17 protein-coding genes and 4 tRNA genes are annotated in these 19,186 nt (G+C 36.5%); 5 read left to right on the top strand and 16 right to left on the bottom strand.

Annotation, left to right across the window (positions count from 1 at the left end; translation table 11 throughout):
• Window positions 1-59 precede the first annotated feature (59 nt).
• From BZG01_RS18235 to BZG01_RS18260, 6 genes are all read right to left on the bottom strand, one after another.
• Entirely contained in the window at window positions 60-686 is a 627-nt protein-coding gene (locus tag BZG01_RS18235; RefSeq protein WP_101311281.1) for a hypothetical protein, read from the bottom strand.
• 610 nt (window positions 687-1,296) lie between these two features.
• Window positions 1,297-1,821 (bottom strand): TlpA disulfide reductase family protein, encoded by a 525-nt coding sequence (locus BZG01_RS18240; RefSeq protein WP_101311282.1) that lies wholly within the window; start codon window positions 1,819-1,821, stop codon window positions 1,297-1,299.
• Between the two features lie 75 nt (window positions 1,822-1,896).
• Window positions 1,897-3,207, bottom strand: coding sequence for a sigma-54-dependent transcriptional regulator (locus BZG01_RS18245; protein ID WP_101311283.1), 1,311 nt, complete (start codon window positions 3,205-3,207; stop codon window positions 1,897-1,899).
• Window positions 3,208-3,468: 261 nt separating this feature from the next.
• Window positions 3,469-3,786, bottom strand: a complete 318-nt coding sequence (locus BZG01_RS18250) for a hypothetical protein (protein WP_101311284.1) — start codon at window positions 3,784-3,786, stop codon at window positions 3,469-3,471.
• Between the two features lie 317 nt (window positions 3,787-4,103).
• Window positions 4,104-4,616: a hypothetical protein gene (locus BZG01_RS18255; protein ID WP_143470949.1), complete on the bottom strand. Its 513-nt coding sequence runs from the start codon at window positions 4,614-4,616 to the stop codon at window positions 4,104-4,106.
• 7 nt (window positions 4,617-4,623) lie between these two features.
• Window positions 4,624-5,046: a DoxX family protein gene (locus BZG01_RS18260; protein ID WP_101311286.1), complete on the bottom strand. Its 423-nt coding sequence runs from the start codon at window positions 5,044-5,046 to the stop codon at window positions 4,624-4,626.
• 189 nt (window positions 5,047-5,235) lie between these two features.
• On the opposite strand from BZG01_RS18260, the gene BZG01_RS18265 reads away from it, so the two are divergent.
• Entirely contained in the window at window positions 5,236-6,876 is a 1,641-nt protein-coding gene (locus tag BZG01_RS18265; protein WP_101311287.1) for a M28 family metallopeptidase, read from the top strand.
• Between the two features lie 63 nt (window positions 6,877-6,939).
• Here BZG01_RS18265 and BZG01_RS18270 read toward each other — a convergent pair whose 3' ends face one another.
• The 9 genes from BZG01_RS18270 to BZG01_RS18310 form a co-directional block, all read right to left on the bottom strand.
• Complete coding sequence (locus BZG01_RS18270) at window positions 6,940-8,145, bottom strand: L-serine ammonia-lyase (RefSeq protein WP_101311288.1); 1,206 nt, start codon at window positions 8,143-8,145, stop codon at window positions 6,940-6,942.
• A 125-nt stretch (window positions 8,146-8,270) separates the two neighbouring features.
• Window positions 8,271-8,345, bottom strand: a tRNA-Pro gene (locus tag BZG01_RS18275).
• Between the two features lie 59 nt (window positions 8,346-8,404).
• Window positions 8,405-8,479: transfer RNA gene (locus BZG01_RS18280), tRNA-Pro, on the bottom strand.
• Window positions 8,480-8,548: 69 nt separating this feature from the next.
• Window positions 8,549-8,623: transfer RNA gene (locus BZG01_RS18285), tRNA-Pro, on the bottom strand.
• Window positions 8,624-8,686: 63 nt separating this feature from the next.
• Window positions 8,687-8,773: transfer RNA gene (locus BZG01_RS18290), tRNA-Ser, on the bottom strand.
• A 200-nt stretch (window positions 8,774-8,973) separates the two neighbouring features.
• Window positions 8,974-9,951, bottom strand: a complete 978-nt coding sequence (gene floA / locus BZG01_RS18295; RefSeq protein ID WP_101311289.1) for a flotillin-like protein FloA — start codon at window positions 9,949-9,951, stop codon at window positions 8,974-8,976.
• A 10-nt stretch (window positions 9,952-9,961) separates the two neighbouring features.
• Window positions 9,962-10,426, bottom strand: coding sequence for an NfeD family protein (locus tag BZG01_RS18300; protein ID WP_101311290.1), 465 nt, complete (start codon window positions 10,424-10,426; stop codon window positions 9,962-9,964).
• A gap of 26 nt (window positions 10,427-10,452) precedes the next feature.
• Window positions 10,453-10,737 (bottom strand): ATP-dependent Clp protease adaptor ClpS, encoded by a 285-nt coding sequence (locus tag BZG01_RS18305; protein ID WP_101311291.1) that lies wholly within the window; start codon window positions 10,735-10,737, stop codon window positions 10,453-10,455.
• A 15-nt stretch (window positions 10,738-10,752) separates the two neighbouring features.
• Window positions 10,753-12,957, bottom strand: coding sequence for a PD40 domain-containing protein (locus tag BZG01_RS18310; protein ID WP_101311292.1), 2,205 nt, complete (start codon window positions 12,955-12,957; stop codon window positions 10,753-10,755).
• 367 nt (window positions 12,958-13,324) lie between these two features.
• On the opposite strand from BZG01_RS18310, the gene bcp reads away from it, so the two are divergent.
• From bcp to dpp5, 3 genes are all read left to right on the top strand, one after another.
• Window positions 13,325-13,792, top strand: a complete 468-nt coding sequence (gene bcp, locus BZG01_RS18315) for a thioredoxin-dependent thiol peroxidase (RefSeq protein ID WP_101311293.1) — start codon at window positions 13,325-13,327, stop codon at window positions 13,790-13,792.
• Between the two features lie 24 nt (window positions 13,793-13,816).
• Window positions 13,817-14,842: a recombinase RecA gene (gene recA / locus BZG01_RS18320; RefSeq protein WP_101311294.1), complete on the top strand. Its 1,026-nt coding sequence runs from the start codon at window positions 13,817-13,819 to the stop codon at window positions 14,840-14,842.
• A gap of 195 nt (window positions 14,843-15,037) precedes the next feature.
• A complete protein-coding gene (dpp5, locus tag BZG01_RS18325; RefSeq protein ID WP_101311295.1) occupies window positions 15,038-17,134 on the top strand; it encodes a dipeptidyl-peptidase Dpp5 in 2,097 nt (698 codons plus the stop codon).
• A 134-nt stretch (window positions 17,135-17,268) separates the two neighbouring features.
• Here dpp5 and BZG01_RS18330 read toward each other — a convergent pair whose 3' ends face one another.
• Window positions 17,269-18,009, bottom strand: a complete 741-nt coding sequence (locus tag BZG01_RS18330; protein WP_101311296.1) for a DUF6261 family protein — start codon at window positions 18,007-18,009, stop codon at window positions 17,269-17,271.
• Between the two features lie 268 nt (window positions 18,010-18,277).
• Here BZG01_RS18330 and BZG01_RS18335 point away from each other — a divergent pair, with 268 nt between their 5' ends.
• A complete protein-coding gene (locus BZG01_RS18335; protein ID WP_101311297.1) occupies window positions 18,278-19,183 on the top strand; it encodes a DMT family transporter in 906 nt (301 codons plus the stop codon).
• The last annotated feature ends 3 nt before the right edge of the window (window positions 19,184-19,186 follow it).

The following is a 19,186-nucleotide window of genomic DNA, read 5'->3' on the forward strand; positions in this document are numbered from 1 at the left end:
GACAATCGCCTGAATAAATAGGCCAAAATACAGGAGAACCTATTCCTGCAAATATCATTTTACCGTCCAAAACTTAAAACACCCAGTAATTGTTTTCGCTGACGATAATAATTAATTCCATCCTCGGTACCAATGCTTTTTACAAATTGATCAATCATTGTATCGTAGATTGTACCAAATTTAAACCTCTCCGGAGGATATAGTTCAGGATTATGCATGTCCTCAAGTCTTGCCAGATACATCCGCCCAACAATCTCGCTGCTAAGATCATCGCGATACATGCCTTGCGCTATTCCTTTCTCAACATTTATTTTAATTTTATCAAAAATGAATTCCATCCGCTCATCCATATGCTTTTTATACACTTCCGGGAAATGACTCTCAAATTCCATTGTAACGGATGGTGTTAAATTTTCGAAACGATCATTCATCTCCTGACTTACGATAAATAATATATCAATCGCATTCTGACCTTCAAAATTGTATTGAGTAAAAATGGACTCAAACGATTTTCGTTCGTATTCAAGAATTTTTTCAACCAACTCCTCTACCGAATCAACAAATTTGGAGACATCAGATGGCGACACCCCAAAGTCTTTAACTTTATCAAAAGAAAAACCACTTAAACCATTTTTGAATAAATAAGCCCTTACCTTCTCTATAATATGAATAAAATCCTTGTCCATAAACTATTACTGCTAAATAATTAAACTAAATCAAAATCTTTTTGATCCCCTTAAGATAGGCATAAAATTAGGCATTTTTCAATTGTGAAAGTAAAACAAATGAATATTTTAGTGATTTAAATATCTACAACTAAAAAAGACTAAATGGAGGAATTAATGATATACCTATTGATGAATTTAATCCATCTAATATATCAGACTTTCTGATTTATTTTTTATACTAATCAGACCGGAAATGAATCACAATAATGCAAATGCAAAAAAAAATAGAGTTTCTCTCCCCAAAAAAGAAATAACTATTCATCAATAAATGGCGATTCATTTATCAAAATCATTGGTTCATAAAAAAGGATGCATTTTAACAATAAAAATTAACATCATACATTATCTTTGTTGATGAAGAAAGTCTGTTAAACACTTAGGTGATTGATTGTACTAATTCATAAGTAAATTTAAGTAGTAGTTTAGGGCGGCTAGTCACCGCCCTTTTTCTTTTCAGATATGCATTTCATTTAAGCAAAAAGAAAATCCATTTTGCTCCATGTATGAAAGGAGAAATGCTAAAAAAATGCAACTAATTTCATCTGTTGCATTTTCTATAAACAACAAATTATTTTTTCAATTCATTTTCAATCACCATTTTCATCCCATCAAACTCTTCACGATTAAACAATCTGGTGAGATAAATAATTTTGCCTTCCTTATTAACAATTACATTACGAGTCACACCACTTTCCTTGTGTGCATACTTAGTAAATATTCCTGCCCCCTCATCCAATGCAACCGGATAAGTTATTCCTGTTGCAGCAATTAATTTCTCAGCCTTTTCTTGTGGCTCGTCCAAATCCAAAGCATATAAGGCAAAAACCTTCTCTTTATGCTTCTGCCAAATCTCCTTCTCGATAAACGGCATTTCTTTGCGACAAACTCCACACCAACTAGCCGTAAACTGTAGCATCACAACTTTTCCTTTTAAGTCAGACAACTTCAATTTACTTCCATCGGTCAAATTCATTTCGAAATCAGGTGCCACATCTCCTACTTTCACTATATACCCTCTGGAATCCTGAGCTTGCGCCATTCCTGAAAAAACCAATCCCATAATAAAACCAATTGTTATAATTACCTTATTCATTTCTACTCTCAGATTAAAAAAAAATATATTACTAAACAAATAAAGATTAAATTTAGATAAACTTTGCCATCTACTTCATAATTTATAGATCTTAATTTTTCTGTAAAGGGTTTTTCTATCCATATTTAACAAGCGTGCAGCCTTACTTTTATTATAATCCGAAATATTTAAAACTCTTTTAATCCTCTCACCTTCAGATTCAAATAAAGGATTTAGATATTCCTGAGTATTTTCATAAAAAGAAGACGGCAGTTCATTTAAAGTAATTAACTCACTTTTTGTAAGCAGTGTTGCACGCTGAACGGTATTTTTCATTTCTCTTAAGTTACCTGGCCAAGCATAATTAGTAAAAACATATTCTACACTTTTATCAAAACCAACTACCGATTTCCCCAGACTGTTATTGGCCATATTCAGAAAAAATTCTGCAAAATGCATAATATCGGACTTTCTTTCTCTTAAAGGAGGAACATTAATCTGAAACTCATTTAAGCGATGATATAAATCCTCCCGAAAAGCACCAATCTGCTTCGACTCATTTAAATCCTCATTTGTTGCAGCAAGAATCCTAACATCAACCGATACCTCTCTATTACTGCCTACATGCTTTACTTTTCTTTCTTGTAAAGCACGCAATAATTGAACTTGCGTAGAATGATTAAGGTTTCCTACCTCATCCAAAAACAGAACACCTCCATCCGCAGCCTCAAAGTGTCCGATTTTATCTGTAACAGCTCCTGTAAATGCCCCTTTTTCATGTCCGAAAAATTCACTCAAAGCCAAAGTTTTTGATATGGATCCACAATCTACGGCAACAAATGGTTTTTGAGACCTATCACTTTTTTCATGAATCATTTTCGCGACAATTTCCTTTCCGGTACCACTCTCACCTACAATTAATACTGACATTAGTGTTGGTGCAATTAAATCAATATGTTTTAGTAATTGCTTCGATAATTTTCCTTTGCCCTGATAATAATCCTGAATACCTGATGGTACTTGCGATTTCGATTTTACAATAGGGTTTTGATGTGCAAGAGCCTTATTAACAATATCCAAAATTTCATCGGGTACAAATGGTTTCGAAATAAAATCATATGCTCCCAATTTAATCGATTTTATTGCAGATGAGATATCTGCATAACTTGTCATCATAACCACTACAGTCTTTGGAGTTATTTTCTTCACAAAACTTATGATTTCCATACCACACCCCTCCGGCATTCTCAAATCAGTAAGTACGATATCATAAAATTTCGACTGAATCTTTTTTTTTGCCTCAAACGATGAAAAACTAGTAGCAACAAAAAACTCTTTTCTCTCAAAAAATTTTTTCAGCATCAAACAAAGTGTTGCATCATCATCCACAATAAGAATACTATTCATATCATTATAATTGTATATTTTGCCATATAGCCTGTCCCGAAATTGTTTAGGGAGAACTTACCATACTGAAATAATTTCCCTGCGTGTCAAAATATCCTTGCCATAGACATTTCACAATACTGATCAATTTTGTTTTGTGAAATTAAACTCCTCTGATATTTAAAAGACAACAAGATAACCTCTATCGAAATATTGAAATACAACTTCGATAGAGGTCTAAGCATTAAAAATTTGGATAAATTGCTTAAATGGATCTATTCCTTAAACCGCCAAATCTTCCTGTTTTACGAATTCTCCTTTCGTATTGAAATAAACAGCAATATTTCCCTCTGGTTTCGACAAGATAATCTTGTACGATCCATCATTTCCGATAAATGATTTAAGAATTGCATACTCCGAATATGATTCCGTAAGTGCTGTCTGAACCATTTTAGGAAGTTCTTCGGCTTTTAATTCCTCATATTTCACATCTTCCTGCACAAAACTTGTCCCTGAAACTAAATTTCCAGCCGAAACTGATGTTGGAATACTTAAACTACACATTAATGCTACTGCTGATACAATCAAAACTCTTTTCATAACTAATCAATTTTTAATTAAATATTAAAATATAATAACATGATCTATTATGAAATTTCTATGCCATAAATGCCGTACAGCGACAAGAGACACCGCAAAACACTCTATTTGTGAAAATTACAAACCTTAAATAAATACAAGCATTAATAAACCCCTCATCATAAAATTGTAGACTACACAGTTATGTGGGGATAAATTCCACTTTTTATTTACTATAAAATAAATTTACAGCACGTAAATATTTATTCTTTTGATACAAATAAAGGGAATTATAAAAAATTGGAGCAAAGGGTGTATTGTAAAGAGTATCCATTCGATTACTTATTTCTTTTAATAATCAAGTTTAGAAAATAATCTTTAGCCTGCAGTTTTTTCTCTTTCAAGTAAAGAACTACAGCTTTCGATAATAATTTATCATTAATCAGAAATTTTTTCAGAAGATAAGCAGAACCAGCATACGGCAAGGCCGAAATAAATATATCATTGTGCTTTACTCTGTCTTTTAAATTGCTTGCAATGTAAATTAACTTGACTAAAAAATTAACGAGTAGAAATACAACCGGCGGAGTAAGAACTTTATAATCGACAACTCCATGAAAAATGGCATAAGCAATAATTCCAGGAAAAAGCACTGCATCAATTATTCCTGCAATAAAACTCCAAACAACTAAAACAGAACTAACGTATAGCACTCCAGACAAATTATCATTCACGATAATCTTTACCAGATATTCTTTTTCGTAAACAGTAAAATATTCCTGACGCTCCACATACGTACAAAAACTACTACGGGAACAAGCACATTTCTCCTGATATGAAAGCTTTTCCATCATTAATCTAATCTCCTTTGGAGAAATAACCCTTATACATCTCCGGCAAATTAGCCCTATACATTAATATGCAGCTAAAGAGTAATTCAACAACTGCCATTGCAAATAACTGACCTCCATCAGAACTACCATCATATTCAACAACAATACCTACCGAGGTAAATAAATGAATTCCAATTGCCCCAATCATCAATCCTGAGGTTATTACAGCTGCTGCTTTCCATAAATTAGGTAGAAAAAACAAAATGCCTGTGATCAATTCAATTGCTCCAATACCAAACCGTCCCCATGGTTCCATCCCAATTGCAGAAAAGATATGAACGGCCTCAGGATGGCCTGTGAATTTAAAATGTAATGTTTGAATCAATATAATAGCCGTTACTATTCTTAGCAACATTTCAACAGTTCGATATTTTCGTTTCGACTTCATAATAATTTTTCTTTTTTTTTAAATCTACAAAAATAGCAGGACGTATTCTAAATTTCTTATTAAAATGCAAGATAGCTTGGATCCCAATCATAAATTGTAAGCTGAATCACATTAAAAAGACAGGAACAATGTAAGTCTGCATTACAATTATTTAAACTTTGTTTCCTACTTTTAAGCAAAACATACAACATGCAAATAAAAACACTACTAACAATCGCCACACTAACAATGGCGTGCAGTTCTTCCGATGAAAGTTTAAAAAATGCAGAATCGGTTATCTCAACAGAGAGAATGATCAATTACATCAAAGAATTGGGATCCGATAAATATCAAGGACGAAAACCATTTTCTGAAGGTGAAGTAAAAACAATTAACTATATCGCACAGCAATATAAAGAAATAGGGCTTGATCCAATCAACAAGGAATCCTATTTTCAGGACGTTCCCTTAGTCGAGATATCACTTACGGCTCCCCAATTTCTTAGTTTAAAATCACCTGACAAAGTAAGAAAATTAACTTATGGAAAAGATTTTGTCACCTTCTCCCGACGCATTCAGAATGAAATCGCATTAACAGAATCTGAATTGGTATTTGCAGGCTACGGAATTGCAGCTCCGGAATACGGCTGGAACGATTATAAAGATCTGGACGTTAAAGGAAAAACCGTAATTGTTTTGGTGAACGACCCCGGTTTTGGCTCAACTGATAAAAGTTTCTTTAAGGGCAATGAAATGACATATTATGGTCGGTGGACCTATAAATTCGAGGAAGCAGCCCGCCAAGGAGCCAAAGGAATACTAATTATTCATCAAGACGAACCTGCGGGATATCCATGGTCAGTAGTTTTAAACTCAGCATCGGTTCCGAAATTATATCAGCAAGCTAAGGATAATTATCAATCAAGATGTTTAGTTGAAGGCTGGATAACTTTAGATGCTGCCAAACAATTATTTGCTGATGCAGATAAGAATCTGGACACGGAGATTCAATTAGCCAAGCAAAAAGAATTTACAGGTTTTAATTTAAGCACGAAAGTAAGTGTTGCCTTTAAAAATTCAGCTCATTTTGACGTCACACACAATGTACTCGGAATAATAAAAGGAACAGATCTGGCAAATGAATATGTTTTTTATTCTGCTCATTGGGATCATCTTGGAATTGGTCCAAAAATGAATGGAGATTCAATTTACAATGGTGCTGTTGACAATGGAACCTCTCTTGCCTGGATGTTTGAAATTGCCAGAGCTTTTAAAGCCATGCCTCATCAGCCTCGCCGATCAATTGTTTTTTTAGCGCCATCTGCCGAAGAATCGGGGCTAAATGGGTCGGGATTTTATGTTGATAATCCTATTTTTCCGCTAAACAAAACTGTTGCAAATATTAACAATGATTTGATGTTGCCTTATGGCCGCATGAAAGATGTAATGATTACAGGATATGGACAATCAGACCTGGAAGACATAGTAAGAATCGAAGCTGAAAAACAAGATAGATATATCCTGCCTGATCCTAATCCTCAATCGGGGATGTATTACCGATCGGATCATTTCAGCTTTGCACGCGTAGGTGTTCCGGCATTATTTGCTCGTGGCAACAACAATAGCAGAGAAAAAGGAATAGAATACATGTCTGCAAAAGAAAAAGAGTGGCTAAGCAATAATTACCACAAACCTTTTGATGAATATGAAGAATGGTGGAATTTAGATGGTGTTGCCGAAGATGCCCGGCTGCTTTTTCGTGTTGGTTGGGAACTTGCCAATCAAGATGAATTTCCAAAATGGAAAGATGGATCGGAATTTAAATCAAGAAGAGAAAAAGATCTAAAATAAATTTAGATCTATTAAAGAGATGAGCTTGATTTATAATAGAATCAAGCTCATCTTATTCGTGCTTTATTTATAATTAAAGACCTTTAATGAAGCCAATCCTCCCAAAGATGTTTCTTTGTACGTGTAAGGTAAATCAAGTCCGGTTTTCATCATTGTTTCAGTTACCTGATCAAAACTAATTCTGTGACGGCCATCTGAAAGCAAAGCGTAGGTATTGTGGTTTAATGCGCGTGCTGCTGCAAAAACATTGCGTTCAATACATGGTATTTGAACCAAACCAAGAACAGGATCACAAGTAAGTCCCAGATGATGTTCCAAACCCATTTCGGCAGAATATTCAACCTGATATACAGTTCCTCCATGCAACTGAGTCGCAGCTCCGGAAGCCATGGCACAAGCTGTACCCACTTCTCCCTGACAACCAACTTCTGCTCCCGAAATCGAAGCATTGGTCTTAACCAAATTTCCAATTAAGCCCGCGGTTGCTAAAGCTTTCAACACATCCTTTTTCCCAAACTTATAGAATTTCTTATGATAGTAAAGAACTGCAGGTAAAACACCACAGGCTCCACATGTTGGAGCAGTTACAATTACACCTCCACTAGAATTTTCTTCTGAAACAGCCAAGGCAAATGAATACAACATGGATCGTTTTCTCATAGGTCCGCTTAAAGTTTTCGCTTTTAATCGATATGAATGAGACTTGCGCTCCAGCTCTAAACCTCCCGGAAGTTCACCTTCTTTATTCATCCCTCTTTTTACAGCCTTTTTCATTGCAGTCCAAACCTCATCCAGATAGTCCCAAATACCATCTCCCTCCATCAATTCCACGTACTCCCAAAGTTGCTTTTTATTGCTTTTGCACCACTCTAATATTTCATCCATTGTGGTCAACCCATATATTTTTTGGGCAGACACCTCACTGTTGTCATCTATTATTGCTCCACCGCCAATGCTGTAAGCAGTCCATTCTTCAATTAACTCATCTGATGCAGAAAAAGCTTTAAAACACAACGCATTAGGATGCCTTTTCAAAAACTCTTCAGGCTTCCAAATCAAATCCAGATCTTTCTCCTCAAATACCTTTTCAATTGCAACACCCGTTAAATGCCCCTTACCTGTAGCTGCCAGACTGCCAAACAGAGTTACTTCATATTTATCTGCGTTAGGATGGCGCAGCAAAAACTGTTCTGCTGCTTTCCGCGGTCCCATTGTATGACTACTCGAAGGTCCGTACCCAATTCGATAAAGTTCTTTTATTGATTCCATTATGACGTTTTGTTGTTGTTGTTGTGTAAGTTGGATGCAAATGTAAGAAAGTCAATAGATTCTCAATATGCCATTTGAAAATATTTTGCACAAAAAAAGAGAAACCAAATGATCTCTCTTTTTTGTCGGGGTGGCAGGATTCGAACCTGCGACCTCCTGCTCCCAAAGCAGGCGCGATAACCGGGCTACGCTACACCCCGGAACTTAATCCGGTATTCTATTTGATAAAGAAAAGCTTTAAAACTTCTCTAAAATATTGTCGGGGTGGCAGGATTCGAACCTGCGACCTCCTGCTCCCAAAGCAGGCGCGATAACCGGGCTACGCTACACCCCGAAACTTTCATTCCGGTACTCTATTTAGATAAAAAAAGAGAAGTTTTTAAACTCCTCTGAAAAATTTTCGTCGGGGTGGCAGGATTCGAACCTGCGACCTCCTGCTCCCAAAGCAGGCGCGATAACCGGGCTACGCTACACCCCGAAAATTTGCGGAAGGAGAAATAAATTTCACCAACTCCATTTTCCATCTTCATAGAAAAAATTGCGGAGAGAGGGGGATTCGAACCCCCGGTACAGTTTCCCGTACGTCAGTTTAGCAAACTGGTGGTTTCAGCCACTCACCCACCTCTCCTGATCTTGCGGTAGCAAAAGTATGTAAAAAATTCAGATGTGCAAAATATTTACCTCCCATTAATAGAAGATTTCAGCGCTTTGGATTATAGTAAATTATAAATCAATGAGATTCATTTCATTTTTTTTTCAAATTACCCAAAATAAAACCGGAAAGTATACGAATACTCCCCGGTTCCAATTGAAATTATATCATTTTATTTATTTCTTTTTCCCTTTATCTGATGGATTTGCAATATTATCCCTCATGTTAGTATCTGCTTCGATATTCTTCATTCGGTAATAATCCATAATCCCCAATTGACCATTTCGAAAAGCTTCGGCCATTGCCCGGGGAACTTCTGCCTCCGCTTCAATCACCTTTGCCCGCATTTGCTGTGCCAATGCCTTATTTTCCTGCTCAAGAGCAACAGCCATGGCTCTTCTCTCTTCTGCTTTTGCCTGTGCTATTTTTAAGTCGGCTTCAGCCTGATCTGTTTGCAGCACCGCTCCAATATTTTTTCCTATATCGATATCAGCAATATCAATCGATAAAATTTCAAAAGCGGTACCAGCGTCCAATCCTTTCTCCAGCACTACACGTGAAATAAAATCAGGATTTTCAAGAACCGTTTTATGAGATTCGCTTGACCCAATTGAAGATACGATTCCTTCTCCTACCCTTGCCAACACAGTTTCTTCTCCTGCTCCTCCAACCAATTGCCGGATATTAGCACGTAAAGTAACCCTGGCCTTAGCTATTAGCTGAATACCATCTTTAGAAACGGCTGTTACAGGAGGAGTATTGATGACTTTAGGAATAACACTCATTTGAACGGCTTCATACACATCTCTACCGGCCAAATCAATGGCCGTAGCCATTTTAAACGTCAAATCGATATTAGCTTTTGAAGCTGACACCAGAGCATGCGTTACCTGAGCGACACGACCTCCAGCCAAATAGTGAGCTTCCAGTTCATCCCGATTCAAAATCAAGCCTGCTTTTGTACCTTCAATTAAGGCACTTACAATCACTTTTGGCGGAACTTTCCTCCATCTCATAAACACGAGCTGAAGTAAAGAAATTTTAACTCCTGATAACAGAGCTGAAAACCAAAGACCAACTGGGACGAAATAGAATAGTATGTATATTCCAACCCCAACGGCGACAATTAACATTATTAATGCACCAATTTCCATTTGATTTATTTTAGATAGGTTTTACAATTACAATCTTATCAACAATACCAACAACAACAACCTTTGTTTTTTCATCAACATAAGTACCTGTAGATCTTGCTTCAACAATTTTATTATCCAACTTCACCTTTCCCATTGGTGCAAGACGTGAAACACAAATCCCCTGATCACCAATAGTAATATTTTCATCATCCAGTTTTTGAACTTTAGAATCGACTTCTGTATTTAGCATTATTTTATTCCACGTTTGCGACTTTAAGGCTAAAACCAAAGATATCCCACTAAAAACAACAGCAGACAAAACAGTAAGGTGTCCTATAGAATTTCCATAATGGTGATAAGACATATAAATACCTCCGACTATCATTACCACACCTCCCAAGGCCGCAACTGTAATTCCTGGAATTACCAAAAACTCCAACAGTAAAAGAACAATACCAAATACGATAAGAAGTACAATGATTAATGCTGTCATTTGTTATAAATCTGGTTTATTTGAAGCTAAACAATATTTACTTTCAATCCTTTTTCTGCTAACCTATCCCTCATAGGTTTAATGGTGCTCATATCTCCTTTTTTCACATCACACTTCCCCTTATAGTGAGTGATGTAAGCGCACTGTTCTGCCTGATCAGGATTATGACTGCAAACATCAACCAATGCATCAACAACAAAATCGAAGGTATGAAAATCATCATTAATCAGCATCAATGTATTGCGGTTTAAAAGATCGCTGATTGCATCGCTCTCTTCTTTATCTGTATGTGTTTTATTAATCCCTAACATTATCAATCTCCTCTATTATTGTCTAAGTATTTCGAGTGCTTGCTGAATAGTTATTTTATCGTTATCTGAAAATGCCACAGTAAAAGCATCCACTAAACCGGCCTCACGAAGTTCCATTTTCAATTTACTCACTTTGCTGTAAGAATCAAAATTACCAACAGTGCAAATCGTATACCCTCTGTAATCTTTGGAATAGTCTATTGGGTACTTTGAGAAATTTTCCAATTTTAACTTAACATCCTCAGGAACTTCACCGGAATATGCTCCCACCTGAACTCTAAAATTAACCTGATCATCTGTAACTGTCTGGATTGCCTTTGTATTAACAACAGCAGCCACAGGTTGAGGCTCAGGCTTATAATCCTGATCGGTTGCCTTAATTGCTGCACTTAAACTGGTTTTAATACCATCCTTATAAGCTACAACAAAAGCATTGGGAAACAATTGACGAACTTCAGGAATTTTTTTCTTTGCGTCAGCAAATGTTGAGTAAATTCCTACCATGTATTTATACAATTTCCCATTTCCAACAATTTCTTCCTTCACGTCATCTAAACCTGAGAAGAAGCTTGATTCTGCTCTGTTAGAGAATACGCCGACCTGCAAATGATAAACATATCCATCCTCAGTTTTATTCACAATTTTAGCACCAGACCTTGAATTTGTGGAAGGAATTATTTCCGAACTCATTACCAATTGTCCTTTCCTGGAAGGAGCGTGCACCTCTGCGGTGACAGTTCCAATAATATTTTTATTCAGATAATCTGATTCCTGAGATTGAGCCTTCAATAATTTATTTTCGGCCTGCTTACTCAATTCGAAGGACTTCTGTTCCAGTTTAGAAATCTTATTAGCCAAAACATTATGAGGCATTCCTTCCAAACCATTCAACTGGCTTCTTAAATCTTCCGTCCCATCAATTAAACTATCCGAATTAAACTGGTCATTTTTAGCTTCAATAAAAATCTCCCTGGCCTCGCTCGATTTAAACTCATTCAAATAATGATACGTCAATTCACTGGTAACCGGAAAATTAAAGTATGGAAAATCTTCTTTGTTATATTTCATCGAATAAGAAGGTTCTTCCGCACCTTGTTCAAATAAATTTCCATCGACATTACTGCTGCCCACATTTAATATTGCAATATTGGATAACAGATCAGGGTTCATCACTACTTTTTGTTCCGGATAATCAGCTAATTTTATTTTGTAGATAGTTACTTCATCCTTCCCATTCTCCCTGCTTGAAGTAAAACAGGCATACTCATCGTTCAAATCAGTTGCAAAAAACAAATCGTTAGATGTCGAGTTAATCGGAAATCCCATATTTTGAGGTTCACTCCAAGTGTCAGATATTTCATTGTACACCGATCTGAAAATATCAAATCCTCCCATACTAGTGTGACCTTGAGAGCAGAAGTAAAGAGTTCTTCCGTCATTCGACATAAACGGATATGCTTCATCGTAAACAGTATTTAGAGAGTTTAGTGCTTCCCATTCTCCCCATCCACCGCTTCTTAAGCGTTTGGCACGATACAAATCCCGTCCTGTCTTTTTATTTTTCCCATAACTTGAAAAGTAAATATACTGTCCTTTATTTGCCAGACAAGCTACCTCTTTATCTCCTTCACCATCATATCTGGATGTAAGAGATTTATCTTTCTTTGACAACCGGTCCTCAAAACCTTCAATATCGTAGTATCTAAAAAATTCACTCCTGTTTACTACCTTTTTATTTTTTACATCAACCACATAATACGAATTTACCAGAGGTAAACCATTCTGACACATCTCAATTAACCGATCGATACCAATCGATTTCTTTTTATAATATTCGCGAAACTTCCGATAATACCTTATTGCGGAATTAAACTCATAATTCATATGAAAAGCCCGTCCCAAATAATATGGAACCGATGCATTTACATTTTTCGTTGATGCAATCTTAAGATGCTGAATTGCCTCCTTTATATTTTCATTCACTTCAACCTGACAAACTCCCAGATAATAATTGTATTCCGGATCCTGAGGATACACATTTATTAATTCCTGATACAACGGCAATGCATTAATAAAATTCTCCCCGTCGAAGAATGTAAAAGCCTCCTGCTCAATCTGCTGTTCTGTTTTCCCTCCACTAAAGCTTTGTGCAACCGAAAACTGGAGGAAGAAAAAAGAAAGAAAAAGTAAACTGTAGTGTAATCTCATTTTATTATTCATAGAATCAATTTCTTGAAAATGGAAATTGGGAAAACAAAGAATGCTTCCCTCCAATTAACAACCAAAAAACAATAAACCTCCTGCAACGTATCATTTACATCAACAAAAACCTCTTGTAATATGCAGGATCTAACAAAAAGTTAAGATAGTAATTATTTTATAACAAAGATAATATATAATGTGTAAGTACGAAATAACAAAACAGAGATTAAGATTAACAAAATAACGAGTTGAAAAAATAAAAAAGAAATCCATTCATCATGTTTTAGAAGCTTTTTTTTTTAACTTCAGTGGTTGATAATTTTAACGCTAAAAATTCGTGCCTCTATGCATATAAAGGTATATTTGCAATTCAAATTCTGAATCCATGACAAACTTAAAAGAAGGAGATAACGCACCGGAATTCACTGGTTTAAATCAAAATGAGAAAGAAATAAAACTTTCTGATTTCAAAGGCAAAAAAGTCATTCTGTACTTTTATCCGAAAGACAATACTCCCGGATGCACTGCGGAATCGTGTAATTTAAACGAAAACTACGATGATCTAACAAAAAAAGGATTTGAAGTAATTGGGGTAAGTCCGGACAAAATATCATCGCACCAAAAATTTGCTGCAAAGTATAATTTAGCATTTAATTTAATTGCTGATACAGAAAAAGAAATTTTAGAAGCATATGGTGCCTGGGGTGAGAAAAAGTTATACGGAAAAACTTATATGGGAGTTTTGAGAACAACTTTTGTAATTTCGGAAGAAGGAATTATTGAGAAAGTATTTACCAAAGTACAAACAAAAGATCATACCAATCAGATTTTATCTGAAATGGACTTAGTGTAGAAAATAAATAATTGAAAATATATTATGAGCGCAAAAGAAGTTGTAGAAATCAACAAGGAAAAGCTAAAAGCACTCCAGTTAACCATGGAGAAAATTGATAAAACCTACGGTAAAGGTGCCATTATGAAAATGGGTGACAATGCCGTTGAAGATATTGCAACCATTTCAACAGGATCTCTATCCTTAGATATGGCATTAGGTGTGGGCGGACTTCCAAGAGGAAGAATCATTGAAATATACGGACCGGAATCTTCAGGTAAAACTACTCTGGCCATTCACGCTATTGCTGAAGCACAAAAAGCAGGAGGTATTGCTGCCATTATTGATGCAGAGCATGCATTTGATCGTGCATATGCTGAAAAATTAGGTGTTGATACTGAAAACTTATTGATCTCTCAACCGGATAATGGGGAGCAGGCTTTAGAGATTGCTGACCAGCTGATCCGCTCATCTGCAATTGATATAATTGTTATTGACTCGGTTGCAGCTTTAACTCCTAAAGCTGAAATTGAAGGCGAAATGGGTGAATCGAAAATGGGACTTCAAGCCCGTTTGATGTCTCAGGCTTTACGTAAACTTACAGCGAACATCAACAGAACCAACACAACCTGTATTTTCATCAATCAATTGCGTGAAAAAATTGGTGTGATGTTTGGCAACCCTGAAACTACAACCGGTGGTAATGCACTTAAATTTTACTCTTCTGTTCGTCTGGATATCAGAAGAATCGGACAAATTAAAGATGGTGATGAAGTGAACGGTAATCACACCCGTGTTAAGGTTGTGAAAAATAAAGTTGCTCCTCCATTTCGAAAAGCTGAATTTGACATTATTTACGGGGAAGGAATTTCCAAAACAGGTGAAATCATCGATCTTGGGGTTACTTACAACGTAATTAAAAAGAGTGGATCATGGTTTTCTTATGGCGATACTAAATTAGGACAAGGTCGCGAAGGAGTAAGAAAACTTCTTATTGACAATGTTGAATTGGCTGAAGAATTAGAAGCTAAAATTATTGAAGCAATCAATAATCCAATAGCTGCAGTATAATTTTTCTGCAAAAAAATACATAGAAAGACTCTCAATAAAATTGAGGGTCTTTTTTCTTATAAAACGAAAACACCTTCTATCTAAACTTAGAACATATCGCGTCTTTATAGTACGAACAAATCAATTATTAAATGTTCTTCGTATTTCTTACATTTACGGTGCTGAAATAAATTAACACAACAAACCTATACAATCATGACAAACAAAAAACTTTTGTTAGGCTTGGCAATTGTTACAGGATTATCATCCTGTCAACAAAAAGCTGAGGAACCAAAAGACGATTCATCGTACAAAACACCGGAAACCAAACTAGAGTCGGATGTAATGACTCCTGAAGTTTTATGGTCATTCGGACGTCTTGGCGGAGAGAACATTTCCCCTGACGGCAAAACAATCTTATACGGAGTAAGCTATTTCAACAAAGAAGAAAACCGCTCGTACCGAGATTTATATACTCTTCCTGTTGAAGGTGGCGAGCCTGTTCAGTTAACAAATACAGAAAAAAAGGAATTCAACGAAATTTGGAGGCCTGACGGCAAAAAAATCGCATACATTAGCTCTGCCAGCGGAACCACTCAAATGTGGGAAATGAATCCTGACGGAACCAATCCTGTTCAGGTTTCGGATATTGAAGGAGGCATTGATGCATTCAATTACTCACCTGACATGAGTAAAATATTCTATCTGAAAGAAGTACAATTGGAAAAAGCGGTAAAAGATTTATATCCGGATCTTCCGAAAGCAAATGCCCGCGTAATTAACGACATGAACTACCGCCACTGGGACAGCTGGGTAGATACATACACTCACATTTTCCTTGCTGATTACAGTGAAAAAATCACATCAGGAAAAGATATTATGCCTGGTGAAAAATGGTCGGCTCCGGTAAAACCATTTGGCGGAACCGAACAAACAGCCTGGTCACCCGATTCAAAAACCCTTGCCTATGTGTCCCGCAAATTACAGGGTGTGGAATATGCAAAATCGACCAATTCGGACATCTACTTTTATGATATCGCTTCCGGCGAAACCAAAAACATGACGCAAGGAATGATGGGCTACGATATGAACCCGGTATTCTCGCCCGACGGCAGCAAGATGGCTTGGGAAAGCATGGAAAGAGATGGTTACGAAGCTGATAAAAACCGCTTATTTGTAATGGATTTGGCTACCGGCGAAAAAACTTTCTACACAAAAGATTTCGATCAGAATGCTCAATCATTAACCTGGACTGCCGACAGCAAAAGTATTTATTTTATTTCGGGATGGCATGCCGTTCAGGAAATCTACAAACTTGACCTGGACGATGGCAATATCAAACAAATAACAGAAGGCATTCACGATTACCATACAATACACATTGCCGGTGATGCACTAATTGCAACCAAAGTATCGATGTCGAAACCAGCTGAAATCTACAATGTAAATCCGGCAACGGGTGAAGCAAAAGAGATTTCATTTGTGAATAAAAATATTCTTGACCAACTTGAAATGGGCAAGGTTGAAAAAAGATGGATCACCACCACCGACAACAAACAAATGTTGGTTTGGGTAATTTATCCTCCTCATTTCGATGCCAGCAAAAAATATCCTGCTTTGCTTTATTGTCAAGGTGGTCCGCAGGGAACAGTTTCACAGTTTTGGAGTTACCGCTGGAATTTCCAGATGATGGCAGCCAATGACTACATTGTAGTGGCACCCAACCGAAGAGGCTTGCCCGGTTTTGGACAGGAGTGGAATGAACAAATTTCCGGCGACTATGGCGGTCAAAACATGAAAGATTACTTAAGTGCTATTGATGCAGTAAAACAAGAACCGTTTGTTGACGAAAACCGTTTGGGTTGCGTTGGCGCTTCTTACGGTGGATTTTCAGCATACTGGCTGGCCGGACACCACGAAAAAAGATTCAAAGCATTTATTGCTCACGACGGCATGTTCAATTTGGAAGCTCAGTATTTAGAAACCGAAGAAATGTGGTTTGTAAACTGGGATCTTGGCGGTCCTTTCTGGGAGAAAGACAACAAGATTGCTCAACGCTCTTATGCTAATTCACCACATAAATTTGTTCAGAATTGGGATACTCCGATTTTAGTTATACACGGCGGAAAAGATTACCGCATTGTTGAATCGCAGGGAATGCAGGCATTTAATGCAGCACGTCTGCGCGGAATCCCTGCTCAGTTTCTTCATTTACCTGAAGAAAACCATTGGGTTTTGGGCGTTCAAAACGGAATTTTATGGCAGCGCACTTTCGCCAACTGGCTTGACAAATATGTGAAAGAAGCAAAATAGAATTTAAAGAAATTTACAATACCGAATCCCCATCAAACGAAAATCTGATGGGGATTTTTATTTCCATTTAAATTTAAAAATCATCGTCTTTACCGCTCAATAGAAACAACAAAAACTGAACAATGGAAGAGAATTCAAATTCTTTCATCCTCTTTCTTCCTATTTGCCCATCTGGTTCTTCGTGCTCTTATTACCTTGTTTATATCCGCCAATTCGATTTCGGCGAGCCTGGCTAAGGGCCCATAATTATCAGGATCTACCTGTCGGAAAGTGAATAAAAAAGGAAAAATATCATCATTTAATATTCGATGCACCTTATGAGCCTGTGCCGTTGTCTGCACGCTTTGTTTACGTTTAACCTGCTCATTATTGGTTAATCGGTAAAGCGCTGTCAATTGATCAAGGCTCAGGTGTAAAACAGTTAAATACTTCTCGATTCCCTTTAGTTTATCGGTATCAGGTTTTAGTTTTCCTGATAATAGTCTCTCAATTAATATTTGCAAACCAGAAATTTTTTTTTCCAGATTTTTCTTGTGAGTATCTGCACCAATGGCTGCAAGTTGCCCCCAAACTCTCCCTGCACTGTTTACAATCTCCTTATCGGGATGATGTAAGTAAGCCTTTATCATATACTTTAAGCCAACAAATAAACTTGCTATTTGACTATTCAGCTTTTTCATCTCCAAAGTATAAGCGCCATTACGCACGGTTCCAAATGAATCTTGAAGAATCTTATTTTGAATGTTTAACTCTTCCAGATTCAGGTGCAGGTGATCATTTATTTTTGGCTTCTTCATTTTCCAGAAGTCTACTATCGCAATTGCAATCATTCCTACCTCAATTGCTTTGGCATGTGCTAATAATTGTTGATTCATCGGATTATTTTTCTGTACTAAAATAATAAACCATTAAGATACATATATTTTACAACTAATAAATTACATCATCTTATCATTAAAATTATTTTTACACCTTATAATTAGTAATAACTACTATTTATATGCTATTTTATATTGTATTAATAGCTTAAACGTATCGGTTTAGTTATTTATATAACACAATAAACTACGTAAATATTAAAACACACTTCTTCTCAGAGATCAACTAAAAATCCCTAAGTTTACAGAAAATTTACCGAGCCCCATGAAGAAATTCCTATTCTCGACTACCGTATTGGCCATTTTTGCGTGCTTGCTTTGGGCAACTCCATTTACAGCAATTAAAATAGGTTTAAAATATACAACCCCGCTTCAATTTGCTGGTATTCGATTTCTCCTTTCGGGATTAATTATTCTTCCCTTCATTAAAGATTTGAAGTATAAAATCCAGGAATCGAAAAAAAGATGGCGGTTCATTCTTTGGGTAGCTTTGCTGCAAACCACTTTCCTTTACGGATTGTTCTATACGGGAATTAGTTTTGTTCCGGGTGCTTTGGCGGCCATGTTAATTGGTGCGCAACCTTTGTTCGCAGCTATTTTTGCCCATTTTATGCTTACTAATGACAAGATGAGCTGGAAAAAAATATTTGCCATTATTTTAGGAATATGCGGCGTGTGTATTATTAGTTTGGGCAGGGCTGATTTTGTTCTGACAACAACAATTCCACTTGGCGTAGGAATTTTAATCCTTAATAACATTGTAGGAAGTACCGGCAATGTAATTGTGTCGCGTGATGCAAAAGACATGCCTCCACGGGTACTGGCTTCCTTTTCGATGATCATTGGAGGCGCCGTACTGATGCTAATCTCTATTCCCATCGAAAATCCGTCGTGGACTACGATTTACCCAGGTGAATATTACTTTTCCCTGGCCTGGTTAGCTATGGTTTCGGCATTTGCCATCACCATTTGGTTTGGTTTGCTGCAACGTCCCGGCGTAAAAGTTTCCAATTTAAATACATGGAAATTTATCGTCCCAATTTTTGGTGCTTCATTAAGCTGGTTAATTCTTCCTGATGAACATCCTGATTTGCTCTCAATTATCGGGATGATTGTGATTGCCTGCAGTTTGCTTTTTGTTAATTATCTGAATCGAAAAGTAGTAAAATAAAAC

This window comes from Labilibaculum manganireducens, from assembly GCF_002843385.1.
GTDB classification, from domain to species: domain Bacteria; phylum Bacteroidota; class Bacteroidia; order Bacteroidales; family Marinifilaceae; genus Labilibaculum; species Labilibaculum manganireducens.

What these genes read in the sequence shown, in the direction of transcription:
- recA (WP_101311294.1), top strand. Translation starts at nt 13,817, where the DNA reads ATGAGCGCAAAAGAAGTTGTAGAAATCAACAAGGAAAAGCTAAAAGCA.
- BZG01_RS18255 (WP_143470949.1), bottom strand. Translation starts at nt 4,616, where the DNA reads ATGGAAAAGCTTTCATATCAGGAGAAATGTGCTTGTTCCCGTAGTAGT.
- BZG01_RS18265 (WP_101311287.1), top strand. Translation starts at nt 5,236, where the DNA reads ATGCAAATAAAAACACTACTAACAATCGCCACACTAACAATGGCGTGC.
- BZG01_RS18310 (WP_101311292.1), bottom strand. Translation starts at nt 12,957, where the DNA reads ATGAATAATAAAATGAGATTACACTACAGTTTACTTTTTCTTTCTTTT.
- bcp (WP_101311293.1), top strand. Translation starts at nt 13,325, where the DNA reads ATGACAAACTTAAAAGAAGGAGATAACGCACCGGAATTCACTGGTTTA.
- BZG01_RS18235 (WP_101311281.1), bottom strand. Translation starts at nt 686, where the DNA reads ATGGACAAGGATTTTATTCATATTATAGAGAAGGTAAGGGCTTATTTA.
- BZG01_RS18330 (WP_101311296.1), bottom strand. Translation starts at nt 18,009, where the DNA reads ATGAATCAACAATTATTAGCACATGCCAAAGCAATTGAGGTAGGAATG.
- BZG01_RS18270 (WP_101311288.1), bottom strand. Translation starts at nt 8,145, where the DNA reads ATGGAATCAATAAAAGAACTTTATCGAATTGGGTACGGACCTTCGAGT.
- floA (WP_101311289.1), bottom strand. Translation starts at nt 9,951, where the DNA reads ATGGAAATTGGTGCATTAATAATGTTAATTGTCGCCGTTGGGGTTGGA.
- dpp5 (WP_101311295.1), top strand. Translation starts at nt 15,038, where the DNA reads ATGACAAACAAAAAACTTTTGTTAGGCTTGGCAATTGTTACAGGATTA.
- BZG01_RS18240 (WP_101311282.1), bottom strand. Translation starts at nt 1,821, where the DNA reads ATGAATAAGGTAATTATAACAATTGGTTTTATTATGGGATTGGTTTTT.
- BZG01_RS18300 (WP_101311290.1), bottom strand. Translation starts at nt 10,426, where the DNA reads ATGACAGCATTAATCATTGTACTTCTTATCGTATTTGGTATTGTTCTT.
- BZG01_RS18245 (WP_101311283.1), bottom strand. Translation starts at nt 3,207, where the DNA reads ATGAATAGTATTCTTATTGTGGATGATGATGCAACACTTTGTTTGATG.
- BZG01_RS18250 (WP_101311284.1), bottom strand. Translation starts at nt 3,786, where the DNA reads ATGAAAAGAGTTTTGATTGTATCAGCAGTAGCATTAATGTGTAGTTTA.
- BZG01_RS18260 (WP_101311286.1), bottom strand. Translation starts at nt 5,046, where the DNA reads ATGAAGTCGAAACGAAAATATCGAACTGTTGAAATGTTGCTAAGAATA.
- BZG01_RS18335 (WP_101311297.1), top strand. Translation starts at nt 18,278, where the DNA reads ATGAAGAAATTCCTATTCTCGACTACCGTATTGGCCATTTTTGCGTGC.
- BZG01_RS18305 (WP_101311291.1), bottom strand. Translation starts at nt 10,737, where the DNA reads ATGTTAGGGATTAATAAAACACATACAGATAAAGAAGAGAGCGATGCA.